This is a genomic window from Aeromonas sp. s8 (assembly GCF_040907785.1).
GTDB lineage: Bacteria > Pseudomonadota > Gammaproteobacteria > Enterobacterales > Aeromonadaceae > Aeromonas > Aeromonas veronii.
Genome location: NZ_JBFOCL010000043.1, coordinates 73,006 through 94,733 on the forward strand (window position 1 = coordinate 73,006; position 21,728 = coordinate 94,733).

Below are 21,728 nucleotides of genomic sequence, written 5' to 3' on the forward strand. Positions count from 1 at the left end.
TGGACCCAATGCACCTATGACCACACACCAGGAAGATGAAGTACTGGAACGACTGAACGAGCAGGATGGCCCCCGCGGCTTCTTTCTCGAAGCCGTGACCATCCTGGAAGAGGCGGTCGACTCCCTGATGCGACGCGCGTTCCGTCAGGAGGAGTATGCCGTCAAATACGCCATCGAACCCCTGCTCAACCAGAGCGGCCCCCTCGGCCAGCTGGAGGTGCGCCTCAAGCTCATCTTCGCCCTCGGCCTCATCTCACTCGAGCGCTATCAGGATATCGAAGCCTATATCAAGATCCGCGACTTTCTGGTGCGTGACCCCAAGGATTACCGCTTCAGCGACAAGCCGATCCGCGATCTGCTCGACCGCCTGCACGGGGTCAATCAGGGCGGCATGATGAAGCTGGAGCCCCCCGCCAGCGAAGAGGATTGGGCCTTCTACCAGATGCAGCTCAACCGGCTCGATCAGATGGTGCGCTCCGCACTGGTACTGGCGCTGGCCGACTGTGTCGGCGAGCTCCACAAGGAGAGCCCCATCTAATCCAGCCCCGAGGCCACCCCATCACCACGGTTGGCGTCTGGCTGGCGCCCTTCACACCACCGCCAGCCACCATGACGCCGACTGTCGCACATCTCCCCATCCCGGCCATGATGCACGCTCCTTCAGGTGTCAATCTGACCAACTTAGCCACTACACTAGCTCCATACTCACTGCCTGAATCGAGGTCTGCATGATTGCCCTCTCTCTGGCCGGGATCGCCCTGGTCTCCGTGCTGGCCCAATGGCTCGCCTGGTCGCTGCGGGTACCCGCCATCCTGTTTCTACTTCTTACCGGCCTGACTCTGGGTCCGGTCAGCGGCCTGCTCGACCCCGATGCCCTGCTCGGGGATCTGCTGTTTCCGCTGGTCTCCCTGTCGGTAGCCATCATCCTGTTCGAGGGAGCGCTGACCCTCCATCTGGCCGAGCTCAAGGGGATCGGCAAGGTGGTGCGCAATCTCTGCTCCACCGGCATGCTGGTCAGTTTCGCCGTCATCGGCAGCGCCGGTTACTTCCTGCTGGGGCTGGACTGGCGGGTTGCCACCATGCTCGGTGCGGTACTGGTGGTAACGGGCCCGACGGTGATCGCCCCCATGCTCAACGTAATCCGCCCCACCCGGGAGGTGGACCGTATCCTGCGCTGGGAGGGGATCGTCATCGACCCCATCGGCGCCCTGTTTGCGGTGCTGGTGTTCGAGGCGGTGCGCCTCGGCAGTCAGGGAGATCTCATCAGCCATACCCTGCTGGCGCTGGGCAAGACAGTGCTGGTCGGTTCCCTGATCGGGGTGGTGGCAGGCTGGCTCACCACTCTGCTCATTCGCAAGGACTGGCTACCGGTCAGCCTGCACAAATTCGGCGTGCTGGCGCTGGTGCTGGTCACCTTCAGCCTCTCCAACTGGCTCAGCCACGAGTCCGGTCTGCTGGCGGTGACCGTGTTCGGCATCTGGCTCGCCAATCAGGAGGGGCTGGATCTGGAGGAGGTGCTGGCGTTCAAGGAGGATCTCGCGGTCATCCTTATCTCCAGCCTGTTTATCCTGCTGGCGGCCCGCCTCGATCTGGCACAGCTCTGGCAGCTCGGCCCCATGGTGCTGGCGCTGCTCTGCGTGGTGCAATTCGTAGCTCGTCCGCTCTGTATTCTGGTCTCGACCTGGGGCTCGGATCTCTCCTGGCGAGCTCGCGCCCTGCTAAGCTGGATCGCCCCGCGCGGCATAGTCGCGGCGGCGGTCAGTGCCTCGTTCGCCATCAGCCTGCATCAGGCCGAGATCCCTGATGCCGACAAGCTGGTGCCGCTGGTATTTGCGGTGATCATCTCTACCGTGGTGTTGCAGAGCCTCACCTCGGCACCGCTGGCCAGCCTGCTCAAGATGCGCCAGAGCGCCCCCAATACCTGGCTCATCATAGGGGCCAACTCGGTGGCGCGAGCCATAGGCCGGGCGCTGGCGGATCAGGGTGTGCCGGTGCAACTCTGCGATCCCGCCTGGGAGTTCTGCAAACAGGCGCGGATGAGCAACCTCCCCTGCTACTTCGGCAACCCCCAGTCAGAACATGCCGAGCTGCACCTGCCGCTCACCAGCATCAGTACCGTGCTGGCGCTCTCCCCCAATCGCCACAACAACGCCCTCGGGGTGCTGCATTTTGCCCACCTCTACGGCGAGGAGCAGGTCTACTCCCTGCGCTCCAGCGAGCAACACGGCAAGGCCAACCGGGAGAGCGCCACCTTTCGCGCTCGCCAGAACCTGTTCGGCCCCGACATCAACTATGCCCGGCTGAGCGGCCTGCTGAGCCGGGGTGGCCAGATCAAAGCGACCCGCCTGAGCGAGGCGTTCGACTGGGCCCAGTATCAGGCCGCCAATCCCGGCGCCATCCCGCTGTTCATCATGGATGGCAAGGGCAAACCCCAGATCGTTACCGGCCCCGTCACCCCGCAGGCGGGTGAGCTGCTGATCGCCCTGCAACCGCCCAGAGAGCAGGGTGCCGAATGAGCGACGCCAACCACAATCCGCTGGTCGCCCCGCTACTGGTGCTATTGCAACAGGCGGCGGGCAGCTACAAGGTGCATGAACTGATGGCTGCTCTGCGCCAGCAGGGGGCAATTCCGGTACTGGCCGACGATGAGCAGCTGCAGCTGTTTCGGGTCAACTTCCTGATCATGAACGCCCTCTACCAGTTGCAAGCCGAGCTTTATGAAGAGGGTTGGTGGCTGGTGATCAGCACCCTGGATATCCGGCTCGAACCACTGGTCGGGAGCTCGGAGGCCAGTCACGGCTTTGCCCTTGGCGAAAATCTGCGTAGCTACTATCTCGACTGGCAGGTGTTCTGGCAGACCGATCGTGCCGAAGTTGAGGCCCTGCTCAACCGCTTCTGGCGCGCTTATGACGGTGAGGGGCACAAAGCCGAGGCGCTCGCTCTGTTAGAACTGAATGAAGGGGCGAGTCAGGAGGCGATCCGCCGCCGCTGGCGGGAGCTGGCATTGCAGCACCATCCGGATCGGGGCGGCAATGCAGAGACCTTTATCCGCATCCGCTGGGCATGGGAGGTCCTGCGGGGATGATCCCGTTGCCGCATATAAAGGGCAGGCATAGACTGGAGCTGGATATTCCCCACAGGAGAGCATCATGACAGTCAGTGAACTTCGTAAGCTCTATCAGCAACAGATCCTGCAAGAGGCTGAAATACTCCACGATGTGGCCATTCCCGGCTGGCTCATCGAATTCAGAGGCAAGGATGGCGCCCTCTACGAGCTGACCGACACCCTCGGCTGCCCGGTCAGTTTCGGCACCGTCGAGCAGGCCCGCGAACATCTGCATCAGGTGGCCGACTGCCCGGTTCAGGTGGAGCACCTCTACCGCTTCTTCGAGCGCTAGCGCCACCCACCGCACAGTAAAAAGGCTCCCGAGGGAGCCTTTTTGTTATTCCGGTTGCTTTCTATTCCGGTTGCAGTGGTTCCACCACCTTGCCCTCCAGCTTTCTGACCGGCTTTTGCAGGATCAGGTTGGCCGGATAGGTGACCAGATCGCCGTTGTCATCACGCACCCGCACATAGAAGAGGCCGATCTCGGTGATGACGCCGGTGACCGAATCATCCTTGTCGAGGATGCGGATCCGGTCGCCAATCTTGTAGGGGAAGGCGAAGAAGATGGTGATGCTGGCGGTGATGTTGGAGAGGATCGACCACTGGGCCACCATGGCGACCCCCAATACTGCAAAGAAGGAGGAGGCGAGCACCACCAGTCGGGAGAAGTCGAGCCCCCACACCCCGGCCAGCACCAGCAGGGTGGCGCAGCCGAGCAGGAAGTGGAACACATGGGCCACGTAGAGCACCCGGTTCTCGCTCACCTGCCTGCTCTGGCCGAGCGCCAGCAGACTCTTGTGAATAAGCCGCCGGATCAGGGTATGCCCCAGCAACAGCAGCAGGGTCAGGCCAATTGATTGCCACATGGGTTATGCCTCCTTACCACCAGCGCCGATGTTTGAGCCAGATAGCCAGCCCGCTTGCCAGCGCCACCAGCGAACCACAGAAGACCCAGAAGGCGGTCGGATTCTCGGCCCCGGGGATACCACCGAGGTTGATGCCAAACAGACCGGTCAGGAAGCTGGCGGGCAAAAAGAGCAGCGCCATCACCGACATCTGGTAGGCGCGGCGGTTGGTCGCCTCCGCCATCAGATTGTTGATCTCGTCTGCCAGCACAGCGGTGCGCGCTACTCCGGCATCGAGGTCGTCGAGCCAGCGCCGCAGCCGATCGGCGATATCGAGCAGACGACGGCGGTCATCCTCATCCAGCCAGCTGATCTTCTCGTTGGCCAGCCGCGCCACCAGATCCCGCTGGGGGGAGAGGTAACGACGGATCATGATGAGCTGCTTACGGATCAGCGCCAAGCGGCCATTGGCGGGCATGTCGCGCATCAGCACCATCTCCTCCAGATCGAGGATCTTGTCGTGCAGCTCCTCGACAAACTCCCCCGCCCGATCGGTCAGGGCATCGCAGATCTCCACCAGCCAGTCGGCCGGGGTATCGGCGCCGCCCCCCAGCTTGAGCTGGTTGAAGACATCCTGCTCGGAGAGCAGCGGACGACGACGGCTGCTGATAATGAGATCCGGGGTGATGAAGATGCGCAGCGCCACCATCTCTTCGGGCCTGTGATCCTTGTTGTGGTTGATGCCGCGCAGGATCAGCAGCACCGTCTCCCCCATCCGCACCAGCTTGGGACGATTGCTCTGGCCGAGCAGCGACTCCCTGGCCGCCTCGCTGAGCAAGGGGGTCTGCAACAGCCAGCGCGCCGAATCGGGATTGCCGTAATCCAGATGCAGCCAGCCGGGATGCGCCGCCGGGACTTCGCTTCCCGCCGTCAGCGGCGCCATGCCACCCTTGCCATCCAGGGTCAGGGCATAAATCACTTCACTGGGCACCCGATCCATCTCGTCTCCTTCTCGTTTCATGTGCTGGCCCCAGCTTACACCAAAGGCGGGGCCGACTCAGCCCCGTGCCTGGAAGGGGAGGCTTGTGTTAACATGGCCGCTCTCGTTTTCTATCCGCTTTCACTACAGGAAACCATGCCATGCCCATCTGGGTTGATGCCGATGCCTGTCCCATTCCGGTCAAGGAGATCCTCTACCGCGCCGCCCACCGCGCCCAGGTCGTCACCACCCTGGTGGCCAATCAGGGATTGCGGGTGCCCCCCTCGCCTTTCATCAAAACCCAGCAGGTGGAGAAGGGATTCGATGTGGCAGATCATGTCATCGCTCAGCAGGTTCAGCCCGGCGATCTGGTGATCACCGGTGACATCCCCCTCGCCTCCTGGGTGATCGATGCCGGCGGCGAGGCGCTCAATCCTCGCGGCGAGATCTACACCCGCGAGACCATCAAGGCACGGCTCGGCATGCGCAACTTTATGGAAGAGCTGCGCTCGGCCGGCGTGCAGACCGGCGGCCCGGCCCCCTTCAATGCCGCCGACAAACAGCGCTTCGCCAACGCCCTCGACAAGTGGCTGGTCAAAGGCAAGCTATAAAGAGACCCTAAAGGCGCCCAACATGGGCGCTTTTTCGCCGTAACATCCTGATTTTTAAAATAAGAGCTGACCACAACCGTCAGGCTGGTAAGATGCGCCGCCATCTTGTCCACGCCGTAATCATCATGACCGCCCAAGGGCACCTGCTCTTCTCCGTTACTTGCACCCTGATCGCCCACAAACTGCAGCTCACTCCAGCACTGGCCGATGCCAGCCTGTGGCAGACCATCCCTGCCGCGCTGGCCAGCGCCCTGTTGCCCGACCTCGACCACCCCAAATCGGTGCTGGGGCAGCGCCTGCCGTGGATCTCGAAACCTCTGTCGCGGCTGTTCGGCCATCGCGGCTTCACCCACAGCCTGCTGGCGGTCGCCGCCGCTATCTGGGGGCTGAACCAGAGCCTGCCGCCGGACACCCTGCCCATGGGGGTCAAGGATGCCCTGATCGTCGGCTACCTCAGCCATCTGCTGGGGGACTGGCTCACCCCGGCGGGCATTCCGCTCTTCTGGCCCATCAAACGCCGTTACCGCCTGCCGGGCTGGCCGCTGCGCAGTGGCGGCGCCATCGAAACCGGCTTTTGCACCCTCACCCTGCTTGTTGCCGGCTGGTGGTGCGGCTGGCAGCTGTAAGCCAGAAACAAAAAAGCCCCTGACAAAGTCAGGGGCTCAAACCGTGGCGAGTGCCGCCAGAGGATCAGATCATGATGCCAGCGATAACCGCAGAGAGCAGGCTGACCAGGGTAGAACCGTAGACCAGCTTCAGGCCGAAGCGGGAAACCATGTTGCCCTTCTCTTCGTTCAGCGCTTTTACCGCACCGGCGATGATGCCGATGGAACTGAAGTTGGCGAAAGAGACCATAAAGATGGAGAGGATGCCAACGGTACGCGGAGAGAGCTCGGCAGCCACCTTGCCCAGATCCATCATCGCCACGAACTCGTTGGTCACCAGCTTGGTCGCCATGATGGAGCCCGCTTGCAGCGCTTCACCACTCGGGATACCCAGGATCCAGGCGATCGGGTAGAAGAGGTAACCCATGACGAACTGGAAGTTCACGCCAAATGCCATCTCGAACAGGTAGTTGATCAGAGCGATCAGGGCGATAAAGCCCACCAGCATGGCACCCACGATCACGGCAACGGTGAAACCGGCCATGATGTACTCGCCCAGCATCTCGAAGAAGTTCTCTTTCTTCGGCGTGTGGTGCTCGTCACCTTCGGCAATGGCCTTGATGTCGGTCACGGAGTTATCCGGCTCGTAGGGGTTGATCAGCGACAGCACCACGAAGGTACTGAACATGTTGAGCACCAGCGCGGCAACCACATAGCGCGGCTCGATCAGCTGCATGTAGGCACCGACGATGGACATGGAGACGGTAGACATGGCCGTCGCAGCCAGGGTGTACATCTGCTTCTCGTTCAGGTGCGGCAGGATGTTCTTGAGGGCGATGAAGTTCTCGGACTGGCCGACGATCATCGAGCTGATGGCGTTGAAAGACTCCAGCTTGCCCATGCCGTTGATCTTGGCCAGCACAGTACCTATGCCACGGATCACCAGCGGCAGCAGGCGGATGTACTGCAGAATACCGATCAGCACGGAGATGAAGACGATGGGCATCAGCACCATCAGGAAGAAGGAGAAGGCCCCTTCGTTGACCAGACCACCGAACACGAAGTCGGTACCCTGTTTGGCAAACTCCATCAACTTGGTGAAGCCGGCGGCAAAGCCACCCACCACCGCCAGACCCACTTCAGAGTTCAGCATGAACCAGGCCAGCGCCAGTTCGACCACCAGCAGTTGGCCGATATAACGCAGCTTGATCTGTTTCCAGTTGTGGCGGTTCGCCAGCAGAGAGAGAGCAAGGACCATCACCAGTCCGAGCACAAAGTGAACGTATTCCATACCTGTAGCACCTGAGTAAATTGTAATTTTTGACCGGCGCCATCATAGACATTTGCACATTTAAAAATCAGATAGCCATCACAATCCCGCGCAATATTATGGAGGCAGGATAATACAAACGTTTTTAAATTAATTGTGCAATGAACTGATATTAATCGCGCAACATGGAAATATAAATTCTTTTAAAAACAACATACTGAGTAAGATTGGCGCCATTTTCATGTTCTTTGAAAATATTTCATCAGCATTTTCGCAACATTCCCTGTGGCGCAGTAACTGTTCGTGGAATATTTCCCAATCATTATATTAAAACACCGAAAATAGAAAACGTTTATCCTCGATAAATAATTAGATGAGTGTTTGAAAAATAGTCCTTATTTCATTGTCAGTGCTCGCCCGCGATCGGTTTGGCAACAAATGAACCTTTCATGGCCCCTCGTGACCAGCCGTTCAAAAATCCGCCACATCCGGTGCCACATTCTGGTATGATGCGCGGCCTTAGCGCTCGCGCATCCCCGTTTTCTCCGAAATAGAGTCCTTTTGTGAACAACAGCGAATTTAGCAGCCTCAATCTCTCCCCCGCCCTGCAAGAGAACCTCACCAGCCTGGGTTACCTGCAGATGACCCCGATCCAGGCCCAGAGCCTGCCCTTGGTGCTCGATGGCAAAGACCTGATTGCCAAGGCAAAAACCGGCAGCGGCAAGACCGCCGCCTTCGGCCTCGGCCTGCTGGCCAAGCTTAACGTCAACCGCCTCGAAGTGCAGGCGCTGGTGCTCTGTCCGACCCGCGAACTGGCGGATCAGGTGGCCACCGAGATCCGCCGTCTGGCGCGCGCCCTGCCCAACGTCAAGCTGGTCACCCTGTGCGGCGGCACCCCGACCGCACCGCAGTCCGCCACCCTGAGCTTTGGTGCCCACATCGCCGTCGGCACCCCGGGTCGTATTCTCAAGCATCTGGAGCAAGGCACGCTGGAGCTATCCGGCCTCAAGACGCTGGTGCTGGATGAAGCGGATCGCATGCTGGACATGGGCTTTGGCGAAGATATCAACCGGGTCATCAGCTATGCCCCCCAGCAGCGCCAGACCCTGCTCTTCTCTGCCACCTATCCGGAAGGGATCGCCCAGATGAGCCGCGGCGTGCAGCGCAATCCGGTCGAGGTGAGCGTGGAGTCTCTGCACGAGGGGAGCGCCATCGAACAGAAGCTCTACGAAGTGCCTGCCGGTCAGCGCCTCGACGCCCTCACCTGGCTGCTGAGCCACTACCAGCCAAGCTCCTGCGTGGTGTTCTGCAACACCAAGCGCGCCTGTAACGACGTGGCCGACCATCTGGCCGCCAAGGGCTTCTCGGCGCTGGCGCTGAATGGCGATCTGGAACAGCGCGAGCGGGATCAGGTGCTGGTGCGCTTTGCCAACGGCAGCGCCACTATTCTGGTGGCCACCGATGTGGCGGCCCGCGGTCTCGACATCAAGGAGCTGGGCGCCGTCATCAACTACGAGCTGACCTATGATCCGGAAGTGCACGTGCACCGCATCGGCCGTACCGGTCGTGCCGGCCAGCAAGGTCTGGCCCTGAGCCTCTATCAGCCGAACGAGGCCCAGCGCGTCAACTTTATCGAAGAGTACCAGCAGGCTCCGATGCCGCTGGGTGATCTCGACAGCATCGGCCGCGACATCAAGCCGATCGCCCCGCAGATGGTGACCCTCTCCATCGATGCAGGCCGCAAGACCAAGGTACGGGCCGGTGACATTCTGGGCGCCCTGACCGGAGAAGGCGGCATTGCCGGTGCCGATGTGGGCAAGATCCAGATCTCCGAGCAGTACTCCTACGTCGCCGTGAAGCGCAGCGTGGCGAGCACCGCCCTCAAGCGGTTGCAGGAAGGCAAGATCAAGGGTCGCAGCTACCGCGCCCGCAAACTGGGCTAAGGTTCTTTGCAAGCCGTTAGCCAGACCACAGGCGCCTGACAGGCGCCTGTTTCATATCTCCGATGCCGCCATGCGGCAAGACAGGCACCATGACCCAAGCAATCCAAACCGATGTGAGCTGCCAGAACTGCGAAGCCTGCTGCTGCCGCCTCGAAGTGATGCTCTTTACCGATACCGGCGTGCCGGACCGTTATGTACTGGAACGGGATGGCGAGATACCGGTCATGCGCCGGCTGGACGATGGCTGGTGCGCCGCCCTCGACCGCAACACCATGATGTGCCGTATCTACGAGGTACGGCCGCTGATCTGCCGCGAATTCGAAATGGGTGAACCCGACTGCGTTGACGAGCGGGACAAGTGGTTTATCAAGCTGGATTGAGCCAAGGCAAGTCAGGATAAGGGTGGTCAAGCGCTCGCAGGTTCACAGGGAGCGGTGTTGAGCTGCTCCCCCAGCCACTGGATGGCCGCTGCCTCCTGCTCGAAGTAACGTACCGCCCGAAAGGGCAATCCCTTGAAGATGTTATCCGCCAGATAGCGCTTGAAGCCCCCTACGAAAACCACCGCCAGAAACTGACAGCCACTCTCGGCACACCAGCCAAACTGGCGACGAAAACGGGCCAGCACCTCGGGCCCGGCCGCTTCAAACTCGGTCGCGACCTCGACAATCCCCCAGGGGCCATCCATCAGACCGGCCAGTTCGTGACGAAAGCGCGCCTCATAGGCCATGGCACCAGCCAGATTGAAGGGGCCACTCGGGCGGCAGATCAGCATCTGGCCCCTGCACTCCATGTCAAATTGCCCATGTGGCTGCATGACTGCTCCCATTCCGTTACCACCACCATCGCCTGCAAATTGTTACCACAAGGTAATAATTTATAAGGAAAAGTCCAGCAGCAAACAGGCTTTCCCCAAAGCGTGATCATCCTATCCAGCAAACCGTCGGCACCTCATGTTACCCACATCCCGCACTGAATCGGTCTCAAGATGTGTGATTGCAGTTAACGAAACGTTACTGCTATTATCCGCGCCGCCACAAACATTCCACCAGCCGAAAGGTTTGGCACCCCAACAAGGATGTGCAATGAAAAACAGGGACTCGAGTCATTACCAACGGATCTGGCGCTGGCACTTCTACGCCGGTCTCTTTGTCGCCCCTTTCCTGATCCTGCTGTCGCTGACCGGGATCGTCTATCTGTTCAAACCCCAGCTCGACAACCTGATGTACCCCGAGTTGATGAAGGTCGCCCCCGCCAGCCAGACCCTGAGTGCCGACCAGCTGCTGGCCAAGGCGATGATGACCATGCCCGATGCCAGCCTGCGTAAATACCTGCCGCCTGTCGCACCCGATCAGAGCGCCCAGTTCATCGTCAATCAGGGGGATCGCGAGCTGACTCTGTTTATGGATCCCGCCAGCGGCGCCCTGCTCGGCACCATGGATAACAAGTGGAATCTGCAAGCGGTGGCTCGCTCCCTGCACGCCGACCTGCTGCTCGGTACCACCGGAGATCGGCTGATCGAGCTGGCAGCTGGCTGGGGCATTGTGTTGCTGTTGAGCGGACTCTATCTCTGGTGGCCACGCAAGGGGCCCGGGGTGGGCGGTATTCTCTGGCCCAGAGTCAGCCAGCGTGGCCGTCTCTGGTGGCGCGATCTGCACGCTGTGGTCGGCTTCTGGGGCGCCGGTTTCCTGCTGCTGCTGTTGCTGAGCGGCATGACCTGGACCGGCTTCTGGGGCGATCAGTTCGCCGCGGTCTGGAACCGCTTCCCGGCCGCCATGTGGAACGAGGTGCCCAAATCGGCACCGCTGGCCCGCCCCCTGAATCAGGCCCATGAGCAGACCGTCCCCTGGGCGGTGGAGAATACCCCCATGCCCAGTTCGCAGCCGGTCGATGAAGCGCACGATCATGGTGCCATGAACCACGGCGAGCACGAGGGAGTGGTGATGGCGAGCCAGCACATTGCGCTGCAACGGGTGGTCGAGATCGCCCATGAGCGGGGAGTCCAACCGGGTTACAGCATTACCCCGCCGGTCGGCGCCACCGGTGTCTATACCATCGCGATCTTTGCCGATGATCCGCGCAACGACGCCACCCTGCATATCGATCAATACAGCGGCAAGGTGCTGGCCGATGTGCGCTGGCAGGATTACGGCCCGGTCGCCAAAACGGTGGAGAGCGGCGTCATGCTGCACATGGGCAGGCTCTACGGCTGGCCCCATCAGCTGGCCATGCTGCTTATCTGCCTGATGGTGCTGACCAGCGCCGTGAGTGGCCTCTGGATCTGGTGGTGCCGCCGCCCGCAGGGCCGTCTCGCCGCGCCGCCGCTGCCCGCCAAACTCCCGCCGATGCGCGGTGCCATCGCCCTGCTGATCCTGCTGGGGATCGCCTTCCCGCTGGTGGGCGCCTCCATGGTCGCCATCTGGCTGCTGGATACTCTGCTATTCTCCCGCCGCACGCTCAAAGTGGCTCGAGCCAGCTAAACCGGCCAAAACCCAAAAGGGCTCCCATCTCGGGAGCCCTTTTCATTATTCGCCTTGGCGCGCTGCGACCAGCTGTCAGGAGAGCGCCAACCCGATGGAGAGCAGCAGGCTGAACAGAAAGGCGCTGATGGCGGTCTTCTTGAGGGCACCGGTCAGCACCTCGCCATCGTAGCTTTCGCGAAGGGTCTTGGCCGCATCGCTAAGAGGCTTCATGGCGGGCAGAAAGATCCACGGCCAGAAACTGGCGGGCTGGATCAGGATAAAGGCGATGGTTGCCAGCAGCGCCGCCCCCAGCAACACCCAGTGATAAGCGATGGCGCGGTTGCGGCCAAGGCGCACCGCAAGAGTGATCTTGCCACTGGCGGCGTCGGTCTCGATGTCGCGCACATTGTTTATATTGAGCACGGCGGTGGCCAGCAGGCCACAGGCGGTGGCAGGCAACAGCAGATCCCACTCCAGCGTCTTGGTAAAGAGGTAGTAGGAGCCGAGCACCCCCAACAGACCAAAGAAGAGGAACACCGAGATATCGCCAAACCCGCGATAGCCGTAAGGGGTCTTGCCGACGGTGTAGGTCACCGCCGCAACGATGGCCGCGCCACCCAGCACCACAAATGCCAAAATCTGCAGCCACTGGCCACCGAAGGCGCAGCCGAGCAGCAGCAGGCCACTGGCCACCGCCGCCAGCGCGGTCAGCCCCATCGCCACGCACATCTGCTTTTTAGTGATGAGGCCGGAGACCACCGCCCGCTGCGGGCCGATCCGCTCACCGTTGTCGGCGCCGGAGACCGCATCGCCGTAATCGTTGGCCAGATTGGAGAGGATCTGCAGCAGGATGGCGGTCAGCAGAGAGAGCGCCATGATGGTGCCATCGAAGGCACCACGACTGGCAGCCAGCCCCGAGCCCAGCAGGATGGAAGAGCAGGCGAGCGGCAATGTTCGCAAACGCGCCGCCAGCAACCAAACAGAGAAGGTATTTGTCATTTTGTGATGGCCAAACAATCGGATATTGATCGTGTTAAGGGTTATCGAACCGGATTTGGGTATACTTGGCCCCGGAGAGTGAAGCTCCCGCGGGCGATTTACATGGACGAATGGGCAGATAATATATAGGAAATCATCGCCCTTTGGCATAAACCTACGGCATCCAGCTACCGGATCGCTCGTTACTACCCGGCTCAGAAAAGAATCCATGTTGGCTCAGACCCATATCAAGCAACAACTGGACGCCCTGCGTCACAGCAACGTCAGCGGCTTCGTACGGTTGCGAGTGGCGATCGAAATCCGCTCCTTTCTGGGCTGGCTCGCGGCGCAAACCCTCTATCCCCGCATCTACTGGCAGGCCCGTGGAGAGGCTCGTCCCGAGTATGTCGCGCTGGGCGCCATCCATGAACTGACCGAACCGCACGCCATCAAGCAGGTGTGCACTAACACAGCCAACCAGCATCATGACGACAGCCCTCGCTACTATGGCGGACTGGCGTTCGATCCGGCCCAGTCCGGCTGGCAAGGGTTTGGCCCCTGCCGTTTCGTGCTACCCCGCATCGAGCTGGTGCGCCGTGGCGAGTGCGTCAGTCTCTGCCTCAACCTCTGGCTAGATGAAAACAATCTCGAGGCCGAACTTCAGGCGGCCGAAGCCGCCCTCGATGCCCTGCACCCGGAAGCTCCGCTGCCCGCCCTGCAAAAGCAGCCCTGGCAGCGACAGGATTGCCCCGGCCCCGCCCAGTGGCAGACGCTGGTGGAGCGCGTCACCACCCCCGATTTTCAGGCCCACACTCCCAAGGTGGTGCTATCGCGGGAGAGCGTGCTGACCAGTCCGAACCATGATGCGGATATCAATCCCTGGGCCATGCTCGACCAGTGGGCCCGCCACGCCCAGGACTGCTTCCACTTCGGTTTTCAATTCTCCCCCGAGCAGGCCTTTATCGCCTGTTCTCCCGAGCGGCTCTACCGCCGGGAAGATCGCCACCTCTTTACCGAGGCGCTGGCGGGCACCATTCGCCGCTCCGGCGATGAAGAGGTGGATGCCCAACTGGCCGCCGAGCTGCTGGCCGACAGCAAGAACCGGCTGGAGAACCGGCTGGTACACGCCGACATCCTCAGCCGTCTGGCGCCACTGACCCACGATGCCACCCTGACCGAGCCGCGCATTCTCAAACTGCGGCTGCTGCAGCATCTCAAGTGCGATATCGAAGCCGAGCTCAAGCCCGGAGTCTGCGACTGGCAGCTGCTCGACGCCCTCCACCCAACTCCTGCTGTGGGCGGCGCTCCGCGCGAGGCAGCGCTCGCCTTTATCCGCGAGTTCGAACCCTACGATCGGGGCTGGTACGCCGGAGCCTGCGGCATGCTGAGTCGGGAGACGTCCGAGTTCTCGGTCGCCATTCGCAGCGCCCGCATTCAGCCGGGCAGCGTCACCCTGTTTGCCGGTGCCGGCATTGTCGCCGGTTCCGAGCCTGTCGCCGAGTGGGCCGAACTCGACAACAAGATCGCCAATGTGCTCTCCCTGCTGGGATAGTCACTCACCCTTTTCACGCTACGAGAGCCCCTATGCCCACCCGTAAAGAGCCTGCCAGCGAAGAGTTTGCCTGCCCCCCGTTTTCGAGCCAGCACGCCACCTTCAACCACGTCTGGTCCTCCCTCTTGCTGGAGGAGCTCTTTCGCCTCGGGGTGCGCGACATCGCGCTGGCCCCCGGCTCCCGCTCCGCGCCGCTGACCATGGCGGCAGCCGCCCATACCGGTTTTCGCCGCCATCAGCATTTTGACGAGCGCGGCCTCGGCTTTATGGCGCTGGGGCTGGCCAAGGGGAGCAACCGGCCGGTGGCGGTGATCATGACCTCGGGCACCGCGGTGGCCAACCTCTGGCCCGCAGTGGCTGAGGCCCAGCTCACCGGCGTGCCGCTGATTATTCTCTCCGCCGATCGTCCTCACGAACTGATCGACAACGGCGCCAATCAGGCGATCGACCAGCAGGGGATCTTCGGCCACTACCCCGTCTATCAGCAGAACCTGCCGAGCCCCACCCCGACCATTCCGGCGGCGTTTGTGCTGAGCTCGGTGGATCAGGCGCTGGCCAAACAGGCGCTCACCCCCGGGGTGGTGCACTTCAACTGCATGTACCCCGAGCCCCTCTACCCGAGGGAGCACTATCAGGATTTCTCCGACTATCTGGCCCCCCTCGGTGACTGGCTCGGCTCGCACAAGCCATGGAGCCCGTGGCAGCAAAACGAGCCGACCTGCCCACCTCAGGCGGAGTGGGAAACCTTTCGGCAACAGCGCGGCATCGTTGTAGCTGGCCGCATTACCGACCCGAAGCAGGCACAGGCCGCCGCCGCGCTGGCGGAGCAACTCGGCTGGCCGCTGCTGGCAGATCTGCAGAGCCAGATCCGCTTCGATAGCCGCAACCTCATCCACATGGATATGGCGCTCAACGCCCCTGAATTCGTCGCCGAACTGGGACGCGCCGAGGTGCTGCTGCAATTTGGCGCGCGGCTTGTCTCCAAGCGGCTTGGCCAGTTCATCAAACAGCATTCATGGCAGGATTACTGGCTGGTGGATCCGCAACCGGCGCGGCTCGATCCCGACTACCGGCTGCGCAACCGGCTGCTCTGCAGTGCCAGCGCCTTTGCTGCGGCCCATCCGGTTACTACCCAGGGCCCTTGGCACACATTGCCCGAGCTGCAACATAACGCCAGCCAGCAGATCGCCGCTGCCTGCGAGCACTTCTCCGAGCTTGGGGTCTGCCATCGCCTCAATTCCCTTATCGAAGGACAGCTGTTTGTCGGCAACAGCATGCCAGCCCGACTGATGGATATGCTCGGCGAAACGGGCAAGGGGCCGAGCCGGGTGATGACCAACCGTGGCGCCTCCGGCATCGATGGCCTGATCGCCACCGCCTACGGGTTTGCCCAATCGATAGAGCCGGGCAGTGATGAGCCCACCACCCTGCTGCTTGGGGATCTCAGCGCCCTGCACGATCTCAATAGCCTCGCCCTGCTCAGCAAGGCGAGCCGACCGCTGGTGGTGATCCTGCTCAACAACGATGGCGGCAGCATTTTTCGTATGTTGCCGGTGCCCACCGAAGGGGAGCTGCTGGAGAGCTACTACCGGCTGCCCCACGGTCTCAGCTTTGAACATGCCGCAGCCATGTTTGGTCTCGCCTATCGGGCGCCGACCACCCTGCCCGAGTTCGAACGCGATTACAGCGCAGCCCTCAAACATGGCGTTACCTTGATCGAGATCCGGGTACCGAGCGAGCAGGTGGCCGATGATCTCAAGGCGCTGGGGGCCGCCATCCGTGGCAAATAAAGATGCCAATGTGCCGCTGGTGCTGCTGCACGGCCTGCTGGGGGATAGCGGCGACTGGCAACCGGTGATCGACCGGCTGCCCGCCATCCGCTGCATCGCCCTCGATCTGCCGGGTCACGGCCAGCATAGCGCTCTCAACATCAGCGACTTTGAACAGAGCCACCAGTGGCTTGTTGCCGAGCTGGCCAGCCGCAACATTGAACGCTATCTGCTGGCGGGTTACTCGCTGGGGGGGAGACTGGCCCTCTATCACGCCAGCCGCGAGCCCGCCGGGCTGCAGGGGCTGCTGCTGGAGAACTGCAACCCGGGGTTACCGGCCTGTGAACGGGCCGCCCGCATCCAGCACGATGAACAGTGGGCGCGGCGCTTCGAGCAGGAGCCCCTGGCTGACGTGCTGGCTGACTGGTACCTGCAAGGGGTGTTTGCCGATCTTGACGATGCGGCCCGGGCCCGCCAGATCGCCCGCCGCCTTGGCAACGACGGTCAGGGCATCGCCACCATGCTGCGCGCCACCTCGCTAGGCAAGCAGCCGGATCTCGTCCCCTGGCTCATGGCGAGCCAGCTGCCGGTTACTTATGTGAGTGGCAAGCGGGATCACAAATTCCATCAGCTGGCTTGCCAGCTGGCGAACCAGGATCGCAGAATCAACCACTTGGTGCTGGATGGCGGCCATAATCTGCACGCCCATCAGCCTGATAACTTTGCCCGACTCCTCGCGGAGTGGGTCAACCAACAAGAAGAGACGAGTCATGATTGAAGCAATGACGGAAGCTGAACTGTATGCACCTGTTCAACATGCCGGGATTGCTCAACTCAGTGGTCAACTCGGTGCTCAACTGCACTCTCCCAGATCAGAAGGAAAAAAACATGATTGAAGCAATGACGGAAGCGGAACTGTACGCTCCGGTTGAGTGGCAGGATTGCTCCGCCGGTTACGAGGACATCCTCTATCACAAGTCCAACGATGGCATTGCCAAGATCACCATCAACCGTCCCCAGGTGCGCAACGCCTTCCGCCCCCGTACCGTCAAAGAGATGCTGCAGGCGCTGGCCGATGCCCGTTATGACGATCAGATCGGCACTATCATCCTGACTGGTTTTGGTGAGAAAGCCTTCTGCGCCGGCGGCGACCAGAAGATCCGTGGCGACTACGGTGGATATCGCGATGACGAGGGGACTCACCACCTCAACGTGCTCGACTTCCAGCGCGACATCCGCACCTGCCCGAAACCTGTGGTTGCCATGGTAGCGGGCTACGCAGTCGGGGGCGGCCACGTGCTGCACATGATGTGTGACCTGACCATCGCCGCCGACAACGCCCAGTTTGGCCAGACCGGCCCGAAAGTGGGCTCCTTCGATGGCGGTTGGGGTGCTTCCTACATGGCTCGCATCGTCGGCCAGAAAAAGGCCCGCGAAATCTGGTTCCTCTGCCGCATGTACGATGCTCAGCAAGCCCTCGACATGGGTCTGGTCAACACTGTCGTGCCGCTGGCGGAACTGGAGCGCGAAACCGTGCGCTGGTGCCGTGAAATGCTGCAAAACAGCCCGATGGCGCTGCGCTGCCTGAAAGCCGCCCTCAACGCTGACTGTGATGGTCAGGCGGGCTTGCAGGAGCTGGCGGGCAATGCCACCATGCTGTTCTACATGACCGAAGAGGGTCAGGAAGGCCGCAACGCCTTCAACGAAAAGCGTCGCCCCGACTTCTCCAAATACAAGCGGAACCCCTGATGACACTCGCCCTGTATCGCTATCAACTGCCTTTTACCCAGCCACTGACCTTTCACGGCAAGGTGGAGGTGGCGCGAGAGGGGCTGTTGGTGCGCATCAACGACGGCTGGGGGGAAATTGCCCCCCTGCCCGGCTTCTCGAAAGAGAGCCTGCAACAGGCAGAGGCAGAAGCCCTTGCCACGCTGGCAGCCTTGGCCGCTGGCGACACCCCGAACCCCGTGCAGCCGTCGGTGCAATTTGGCCTCGACTGCGCGCGCCGGACATGGCCCGAGCAGCGCAACCCGCTGCCGGAGCCCTATCCCCTCATTCAAGGTTCCCCCCAGGAGCTGCTGCGCAACTGGAAAGAGTGGCTGCACCGCACGCCTGGCAAGGCCAAGCTGAAGGTGGCGCGCTACCCGATGCGTGACGAGCTGGCGCTGATCCGCCTGCTATGCGACCGCATCCCCTCCCTCAAGCTGGTGCTGGATGCCAACCAGGGCTGGACTCGCGAGGAGGCGTGGACCTTCTGCGGCCACCTCGACCCGAATCGCATCGAGTATCTGGAAGACCCCTGCGCTGACTTTGCCGACATCGCCTTTGTCGCCAACCGCACCGGCATGCCGGTGGCGCTGGACGAACTGCTGGCACAAGGCAAGCCGTGGGAGCCGATCCCGCAACTGCGCGCGCTGGTGCTCAAGCCTACCCTGCTCGGTTCACTCGCCAACTGCGAAGCGCTGATCGCCCGCGCCCGCGAACTGCGGCTCAAGGTGGTCATCTCCTCCTGCTTCGAATCGGATCTGGGCCTGAACCAGCTCTTTCATCTGGCGGGCGAATGGGCTCCCGAACAGGCGCCGGGTCTGGATACCCGCCGCTGGATGGCAGGCAACCTGCTGGGGGAAGATGGCAAACCGGATCTGAGCCGACTGGAGCAACTGTATTACCGTGATTGACCCCTCCCGCTCATCCGAACAGACACCTTGCCCGGTACGACACCGGGCAATCACAGCCCCGAACCGCATTGCCATCCACATCGCCTCACCTCTCAGTTACCGCCAGCTCGATGCCCGCATCAACAGCCTGTGCCAACAGCTGGAACAAGCCGGAGTGCGCCGTGGCGATCATCTGGCTGCAGTGGTGCGCGGTGCGCTGGAAGATGTGCTGCTGGCGTGGGCCTGCGTGCGCAGCGGCGTGGTGTTCTGCCCGCTCAATCCCGCCTTTCCTCTCGAAAAGCAGCGCGAGCTGGCGGTGCAACTCGATGCCGATGCCTTCTGGTCGGCAGGGGAGATCCCGGCAGGCAACTGGCAACCCTTGTGCCTCGACTTCACGCACGAACTGCCGGCAAGCGAGGAAGCGTGGCCGCTGGCATCGACCCAGCTCAACAATATGATCCTCACCTCCGGCTCCAGCGGCACGCCGAAAGCTGTGGTGCATCGGCTCTGCAACCACCTGGCCTCGGCACACGGCTCTGCCACCCTCATTCCCCTCGATGAGAAGTCCGGCTGGCTGCTCTCCCTGCCGCTGTTCCATGTAGGCGGCTACGCCATCCTGTTTCGGGTCTTTCTGGCGGGTGCAGCTCTGGTGCTGGATCAACGTGAACGCTCCCTCAAGGAGCGGCTGGAGTGCCAACCCATCACTCACTTGTCTCTGGTGCCGACCCAACTCTGGCGCCTGCTGGCAGAGGGTTTTGATCCCGCTCGCACCCGATTGCGCGAGCTGCTGCTCGGTGGCGCCGCCATCCCGCAACCGCTGGTGAGCCGCCTCTGCGCCATGGGGCTCGAACCCAAGGTGAGTTATGGTCTCTCCGAGATGGGCAGTCAGGTCTGCACTGCTATCCCCGGCGATGCAGGCGTAGTTGGCAAACCGCTACCGGGACGGGAAGTGTGCATCAGGGAGCAGGAGATCTGCGTGCGCGGCGCCACCCTGTTTGCCGGTTACTACCGGGCTGGCGAGCTGGATCTGCCCCTCGATGGCGAAGGCTGGTTTCATACTCGCGACAAGGGGAGGTTCACTGCGGCAGGGGAGCTGCTGGTAGAGGGACGGCTCGATAACCTCTTTATCTCGGGTGGCGAAAACATCCAGCCCGAAACCATAGAGCAGCGACTGGTAGATCATCCCGCTGTCGCCCAGGCGCTGGTGGTGCCGGTACCGAGCGACGAGTGGGGGCAACGCCCCGCCGCCTTTATCGACTGGCACGGCGAGCCGGTTCCCGACTCCGAACTGGCTGCCTGGATCCGTGCCACCCTGCCCGGCTTTATGGTGCCCGACCACTGGCTCCCCTGGCCCGATCTTGGCGGCAATCTCAAGCCACAGCGAAAACAATTTCAGAATATCATTAGGTTGCAATAATTATTCATGCGACAAAAACTGACACCGTGGAGCCATCCAAATACACATATGACTCAAAATAAAATGCTGGTGGTATCAAAATCCTCCTCCTCACTCTGAATAAGTGAGAACGATTACATAAACGGCCTTTTTTTTGCACATTTTTTGAACCAAATTAATTGGCTGTAGTACCATACCCTCCACCATGCATTTAGTAGGAAAGCTAACCATATGATAATAAAAGAAATTGACGATTTATCATTATTTGAACAAAGACTGCGTGGTGGTAAAATGCTCTCCTTGGCAGTAAGACGAGTCACACATGAGTAACAGAATTTATAAAATTGCAGAGGATATCTTTTTCTCCGCTGCAATATTCCGAATCTCGAAAGGGGACAAGGACATCAAGCTCAGCAACAAGGAAGCCGAGCTACTCGAAATGCTGTGTGATGAGGCAGGCACTGTCATTCCAAGAAGCAAACTGCAGGATGCCTTGTGGCCAAATCAGGACAATACCGATACCAATTTGAACCGGCAGATACTCTCGTTGAGAAGAAAGCTGGAATCCTTCGGCTTAATGGATGCGATCGATACCATTCCACGGGTTGGCTATATGTTTTGTGCTCCGATTGAGCTCGCAGGGGAAAGTGAAGAACCAGCACCAGCGGAAGAAATTCAAGCACCGACGCCTTCCCCTGCACCTCAAGCCAGACGGCAATATACTCGCCGAAAATATGACCGATATTTCAGCCCAAAGCGTATTTTGCTGTTTGCATTGCTGCTGGTCTCGCTGACTTCACTAGCCCTCGTCATTTATAACTATGCGACAGCAAATACACTACGCACTATCAATTTAGGTCAGATTTCTCTCTATATGACCAGCGAGACGGAAAAAGCACTGAATGTGAAAATAGATTCGCTGACGCACTTGATAAAGCCTGTTTCACGTAAGGCTGATGAGCAGATTTCAATTCTGGTTGGAAAAGAAGCCATCAGCTATTTTTCCATCAACAATAGCAGCAGGAAATTATCCGAAAATATCTTCCTGTTGCGTAGCGGTCACCCGGTGGCCGAAGAAGTTCAATGCGTTATCACAACCATGAACCAGCAGGGAAATAATGTTTCCAACAACTATTACAATAATCAAGAAACTACAGTCAGATATCACAGAGATTGTCAGGCACCAGACAACTGGGTAGAAATGACCAGAAAGAGTAAATATATTGTGACCATGAACAGAGAAATAGTAGTGGCTACCGTGATAGCCACTGACAATCAGGGAAAGACGCTGTTCAATCTGGATTCTGTTGGGGATCTGGAGCGGGATAATGGCGATATTTCGGTCGAGATAAAAAATACTATTGTCAATTTCATTGACCAGCAGGCGCTGACCAATAACGCTATGGTCGCCACTCTGGTCGCGGCGCTAACTCCCCCCAAACAAAAAGCCAAGTTCATTCAATTGCCTGGAGGTATTTACCTTTCCAATTATCTAGGTGGCGTCATCACCTGGCCCAGCCATGGCAATACAAAAGTCATCCAGCGCAATGACTTCTGA

At 60.5% G+C, this 21,728-nt stretch carries 22 protein-coding genes; 17 read left to right on the forward strand and 5 right to left on the reverse strand.

The genetic code is table 11. The features are described 5' to 3' along the window. Positions 1-16 precede the first annotated feature (16 nt). From AB5Y86_RS15245 to AB5Y86_RS15260, 4 genes are all read left to right on the forward strand, one after another. A complete protein-coding gene (locus AB5Y86_RS15245) occupies positions 17-538 on the forward strand; it encodes an MltR family transcriptional regulator (protein ID WP_005335907.1) in 522 nt (173 codons plus the stop codon). A gap of 190 nt (positions 539-728) precedes the next feature. Beyond that, positions 729-2,516 carry a cation:proton antiporter gene (locus tag AB5Y86_RS15250; protein WP_368193266.1) on the forward strand — a complete coding sequence of 596 codons (1,788 nt, stop codon included), beginning with the start codon at positions 729-731 and terminating at the stop codon, positions 2,514-2,516. Continuing rightward, positions 2,513-3,085, forward strand: a complete 573-nt coding sequence (locus AB5Y86_RS15255; protein ID WP_368193267.1) for a DNA-J related domain-containing protein — start codon at positions 2,513-2,515, stop codon at positions 3,083-3,085. Before AB5Y86_RS15250 ends, AB5Y86_RS15255 begins: the two co-directional genes overlap by 4 nt. Positions 3,086-3,149: 64 nt before the next feature. Beyond that, positions 3,150-3,398: a hypothetical protein gene (locus AB5Y86_RS15260; RefSeq protein ID WP_005363113.1), complete on the forward strand. Its 249-nt coding sequence runs from the start codon at positions 3,150-3,152 to the stop codon at positions 3,396-3,398. 61 nt (positions 3,399-3,459) lie between these two features. On the opposite strand, the gene AB5Y86_RS15265 is transcribed toward AB5Y86_RS15260, so the two are convergent. Beyond that, positions 3,460-3,972: a mechanosensitive ion channel domain-containing protein gene (locus AB5Y86_RS15265; RefSeq protein WP_005335914.1), complete on the reverse strand. Its 513-nt coding sequence runs from the start codon at positions 3,970-3,972 to the stop codon at positions 3,460-3,462. 13 nt (positions 3,973-3,985) lie between these two features. Then, a complete protein-coding gene (zntB, locus tag AB5Y86_RS15270) occupies positions 3,986-4,951 on the reverse strand; it encodes a zinc transporter ZntB (protein ID WP_368193313.1) in 966 nt (321 codons plus the stop codon). A 140-nt stretch (positions 4,952-5,091) separates the two neighbouring features. Here zntB and AB5Y86_RS15275 point away from each other — a divergent pair, with 140 nt between their 5' ends. Then, entirely contained in the window at positions 5,092-5,541 is a 450-nt protein-coding gene (locus AB5Y86_RS15275) for a YaiI/YqxD family protein (protein ID WP_005335916.1), read from the forward strand. Between the two features lie 125 nt (positions 5,542-5,666). After that, entirely contained in the window at positions 5,667-6,167 is a 501-nt protein-coding gene (locus tag AB5Y86_RS15280; RefSeq protein ID WP_213387784.1) for a metal-dependent hydrolase, read from the forward strand. Between the two features lie 64 nt (positions 6,168-6,231). Here the strand turns inward: AB5Y86_RS15280 and AB5Y86_RS15285 are convergent, their stop codons facing one another. Next, positions 6,232-7,437: a NupC/NupG family nucleoside CNT transporter gene (locus tag AB5Y86_RS15285; RefSeq protein WP_005363118.1), complete on the reverse strand. Its 1,206-nt coding sequence runs from the start codon at positions 7,435-7,437 to the stop codon at positions 6,232-6,234. Positions 7,438-7,979: 542 nt separating this feature from the next. On the opposite strand from AB5Y86_RS15285, the gene dbpA reads away from it, so the two are divergent. Further along, on the forward strand, positions 7,980-9,359 hold the full coding sequence (dbpA, locus tag AB5Y86_RS15290; protein ID WP_236272699.1) for an ATP-dependent RNA helicase DbpA: 1,380 nt from the start codon (positions 7,980-7,982) through the stop codon (positions 9,357-9,359). Positions 9,360-9,448: 89 nt separating this feature from the next. Beyond that, positions 9,449-9,739, forward strand: a complete 291-nt coding sequence (locus AB5Y86_RS15295) for a YkgJ family cysteine cluster protein (protein ID WP_005341481.1) — start codon at positions 9,449-9,451, stop codon at positions 9,737-9,739. A 26-nt stretch (positions 9,740-9,765) separates the two neighbouring features. Here the strand turns inward: AB5Y86_RS15295 and AB5Y86_RS15300 are convergent, their stop codons facing one another. After that, positions 9,766-10,173, reverse strand: a complete 408-nt coding sequence (locus tag AB5Y86_RS15300) for a hypothetical protein (protein ID WP_216947442.1) — start codon at positions 10,171-10,173, stop codon at positions 9,766-9,768. A gap of 268 nt (positions 10,174-10,441) precedes the next feature. Here AB5Y86_RS15300 and AB5Y86_RS15305 point away from each other — a divergent pair, with 268 nt between their 5' ends. Next, positions 10,442-11,836, forward strand: coding sequence for a PepSY-associated TM helix domain-containing protein (locus tag AB5Y86_RS15305; protein ID WP_368193269.1), 1,395 nt, complete (start codon positions 10,442-10,444; stop codon positions 11,834-11,836). 75 nt (positions 11,837-11,911) lie between these two features. Here AB5Y86_RS15305 and AB5Y86_RS15310 read toward each other — a convergent pair whose 3' ends face one another. Further along, positions 11,912-12,817, reverse strand: coding sequence for a 1,4-dihydroxy-2-naphthoate polyprenyltransferase (locus tag AB5Y86_RS15310; protein WP_042053617.1), 906 nt, complete (start codon positions 12,815-12,817; stop codon positions 11,912-11,914). 208 nt (positions 12,818-13,025) lie between these two features. Between AB5Y86_RS15310 and AB5Y86_RS15315 the strand changes: the two genes are divergently transcribed. From AB5Y86_RS15315 to AB5Y86_RS15350, 8 genes are all read left to right on the forward strand, one after another. Continuing rightward, positions 13,026-14,348 (forward strand): isochorismate synthase MenF, encoded by a 1,323-nt coding sequence (locus AB5Y86_RS15315; protein ID WP_368193271.1) that lies wholly within the window; start codon positions 13,026-13,028, stop codon positions 14,346-14,348. 32 nt (positions 14,349-14,380) lie between these two features. Then, a complete protein-coding gene (menD, locus tag AB5Y86_RS15320; protein WP_368193273.1) occupies positions 14,381-16,138 on the forward strand; it encodes a 2-succinyl-5-enolpyruvyl-6-hydroxy-3-cyclohexene-1-carboxylic-acid synthase in 1,758 nt (585 codons plus the stop codon). Beyond that, complete coding sequence (gene menH, locus AB5Y86_RS15325; RefSeq protein ID WP_368193275.1) at positions 16,098-16,895, forward strand: 2-succinyl-6-hydroxy-2,4-cyclohexadiene-1-carboxylate synthase; 798 nt, start codon at positions 16,098-16,100, stop codon at positions 16,893-16,895. The genes menD and menH overlap by 41 nt, the downstream gene beginning before the upstream one ends. Next, a complete protein-coding gene (locus AB5Y86_RS15330; protein ID WP_259265626.1) occupies positions 16,888-17,013 on the forward strand; it encodes a hypothetical protein in 126 nt (41 codons plus the stop codon). The genes menH and AB5Y86_RS15330 overlap by 8 nt, the downstream gene beginning before the upstream one ends. A 4-nt stretch (positions 17,014-17,017) precedes the next feature. After that, positions 17,018-17,866, forward strand: coding sequence for a 1,4-dihydroxy-2-naphthoyl-CoA synthase (gene menB, locus AB5Y86_RS15335; protein ID WP_197971580.1), 849 nt, complete (start codon positions 17,018-17,020; stop codon positions 17,864-17,866). Further along, positions 17,866-18,795 carry an o-succinylbenzoate synthase gene (gene menC / locus AB5Y86_RS15340; protein WP_368193277.1) on the forward strand — a complete coding sequence of 310 codons (930 nt, stop codon included), beginning with the start codon at positions 17,866-17,868 and terminating at the stop codon, positions 18,793-18,795. The genes menB and menC overlap by 1 nt, the downstream gene beginning before the upstream one ends. Next, on the forward strand, positions 18,788-20,191 hold the full coding sequence (gene menE, locus AB5Y86_RS15345; protein WP_368193279.1) for an o-succinylbenzoate--CoA ligase: 1,404 nt from the start codon (positions 18,788-18,790) through the stop codon (positions 20,189-20,191). Before menC ends, menE begins: the two co-directional genes overlap by 8 nt. A 301-nt stretch (positions 20,192-20,492) precedes the next feature. Beyond that, on the forward strand, positions 20,493-21,728 hold the full coding sequence (locus tag AB5Y86_RS15350) for a transcriptional regulator (RefSeq protein WP_368193281.1): 1,236 nt from the start codon (positions 20,493-20,495) through the stop codon (positions 21,726-21,728).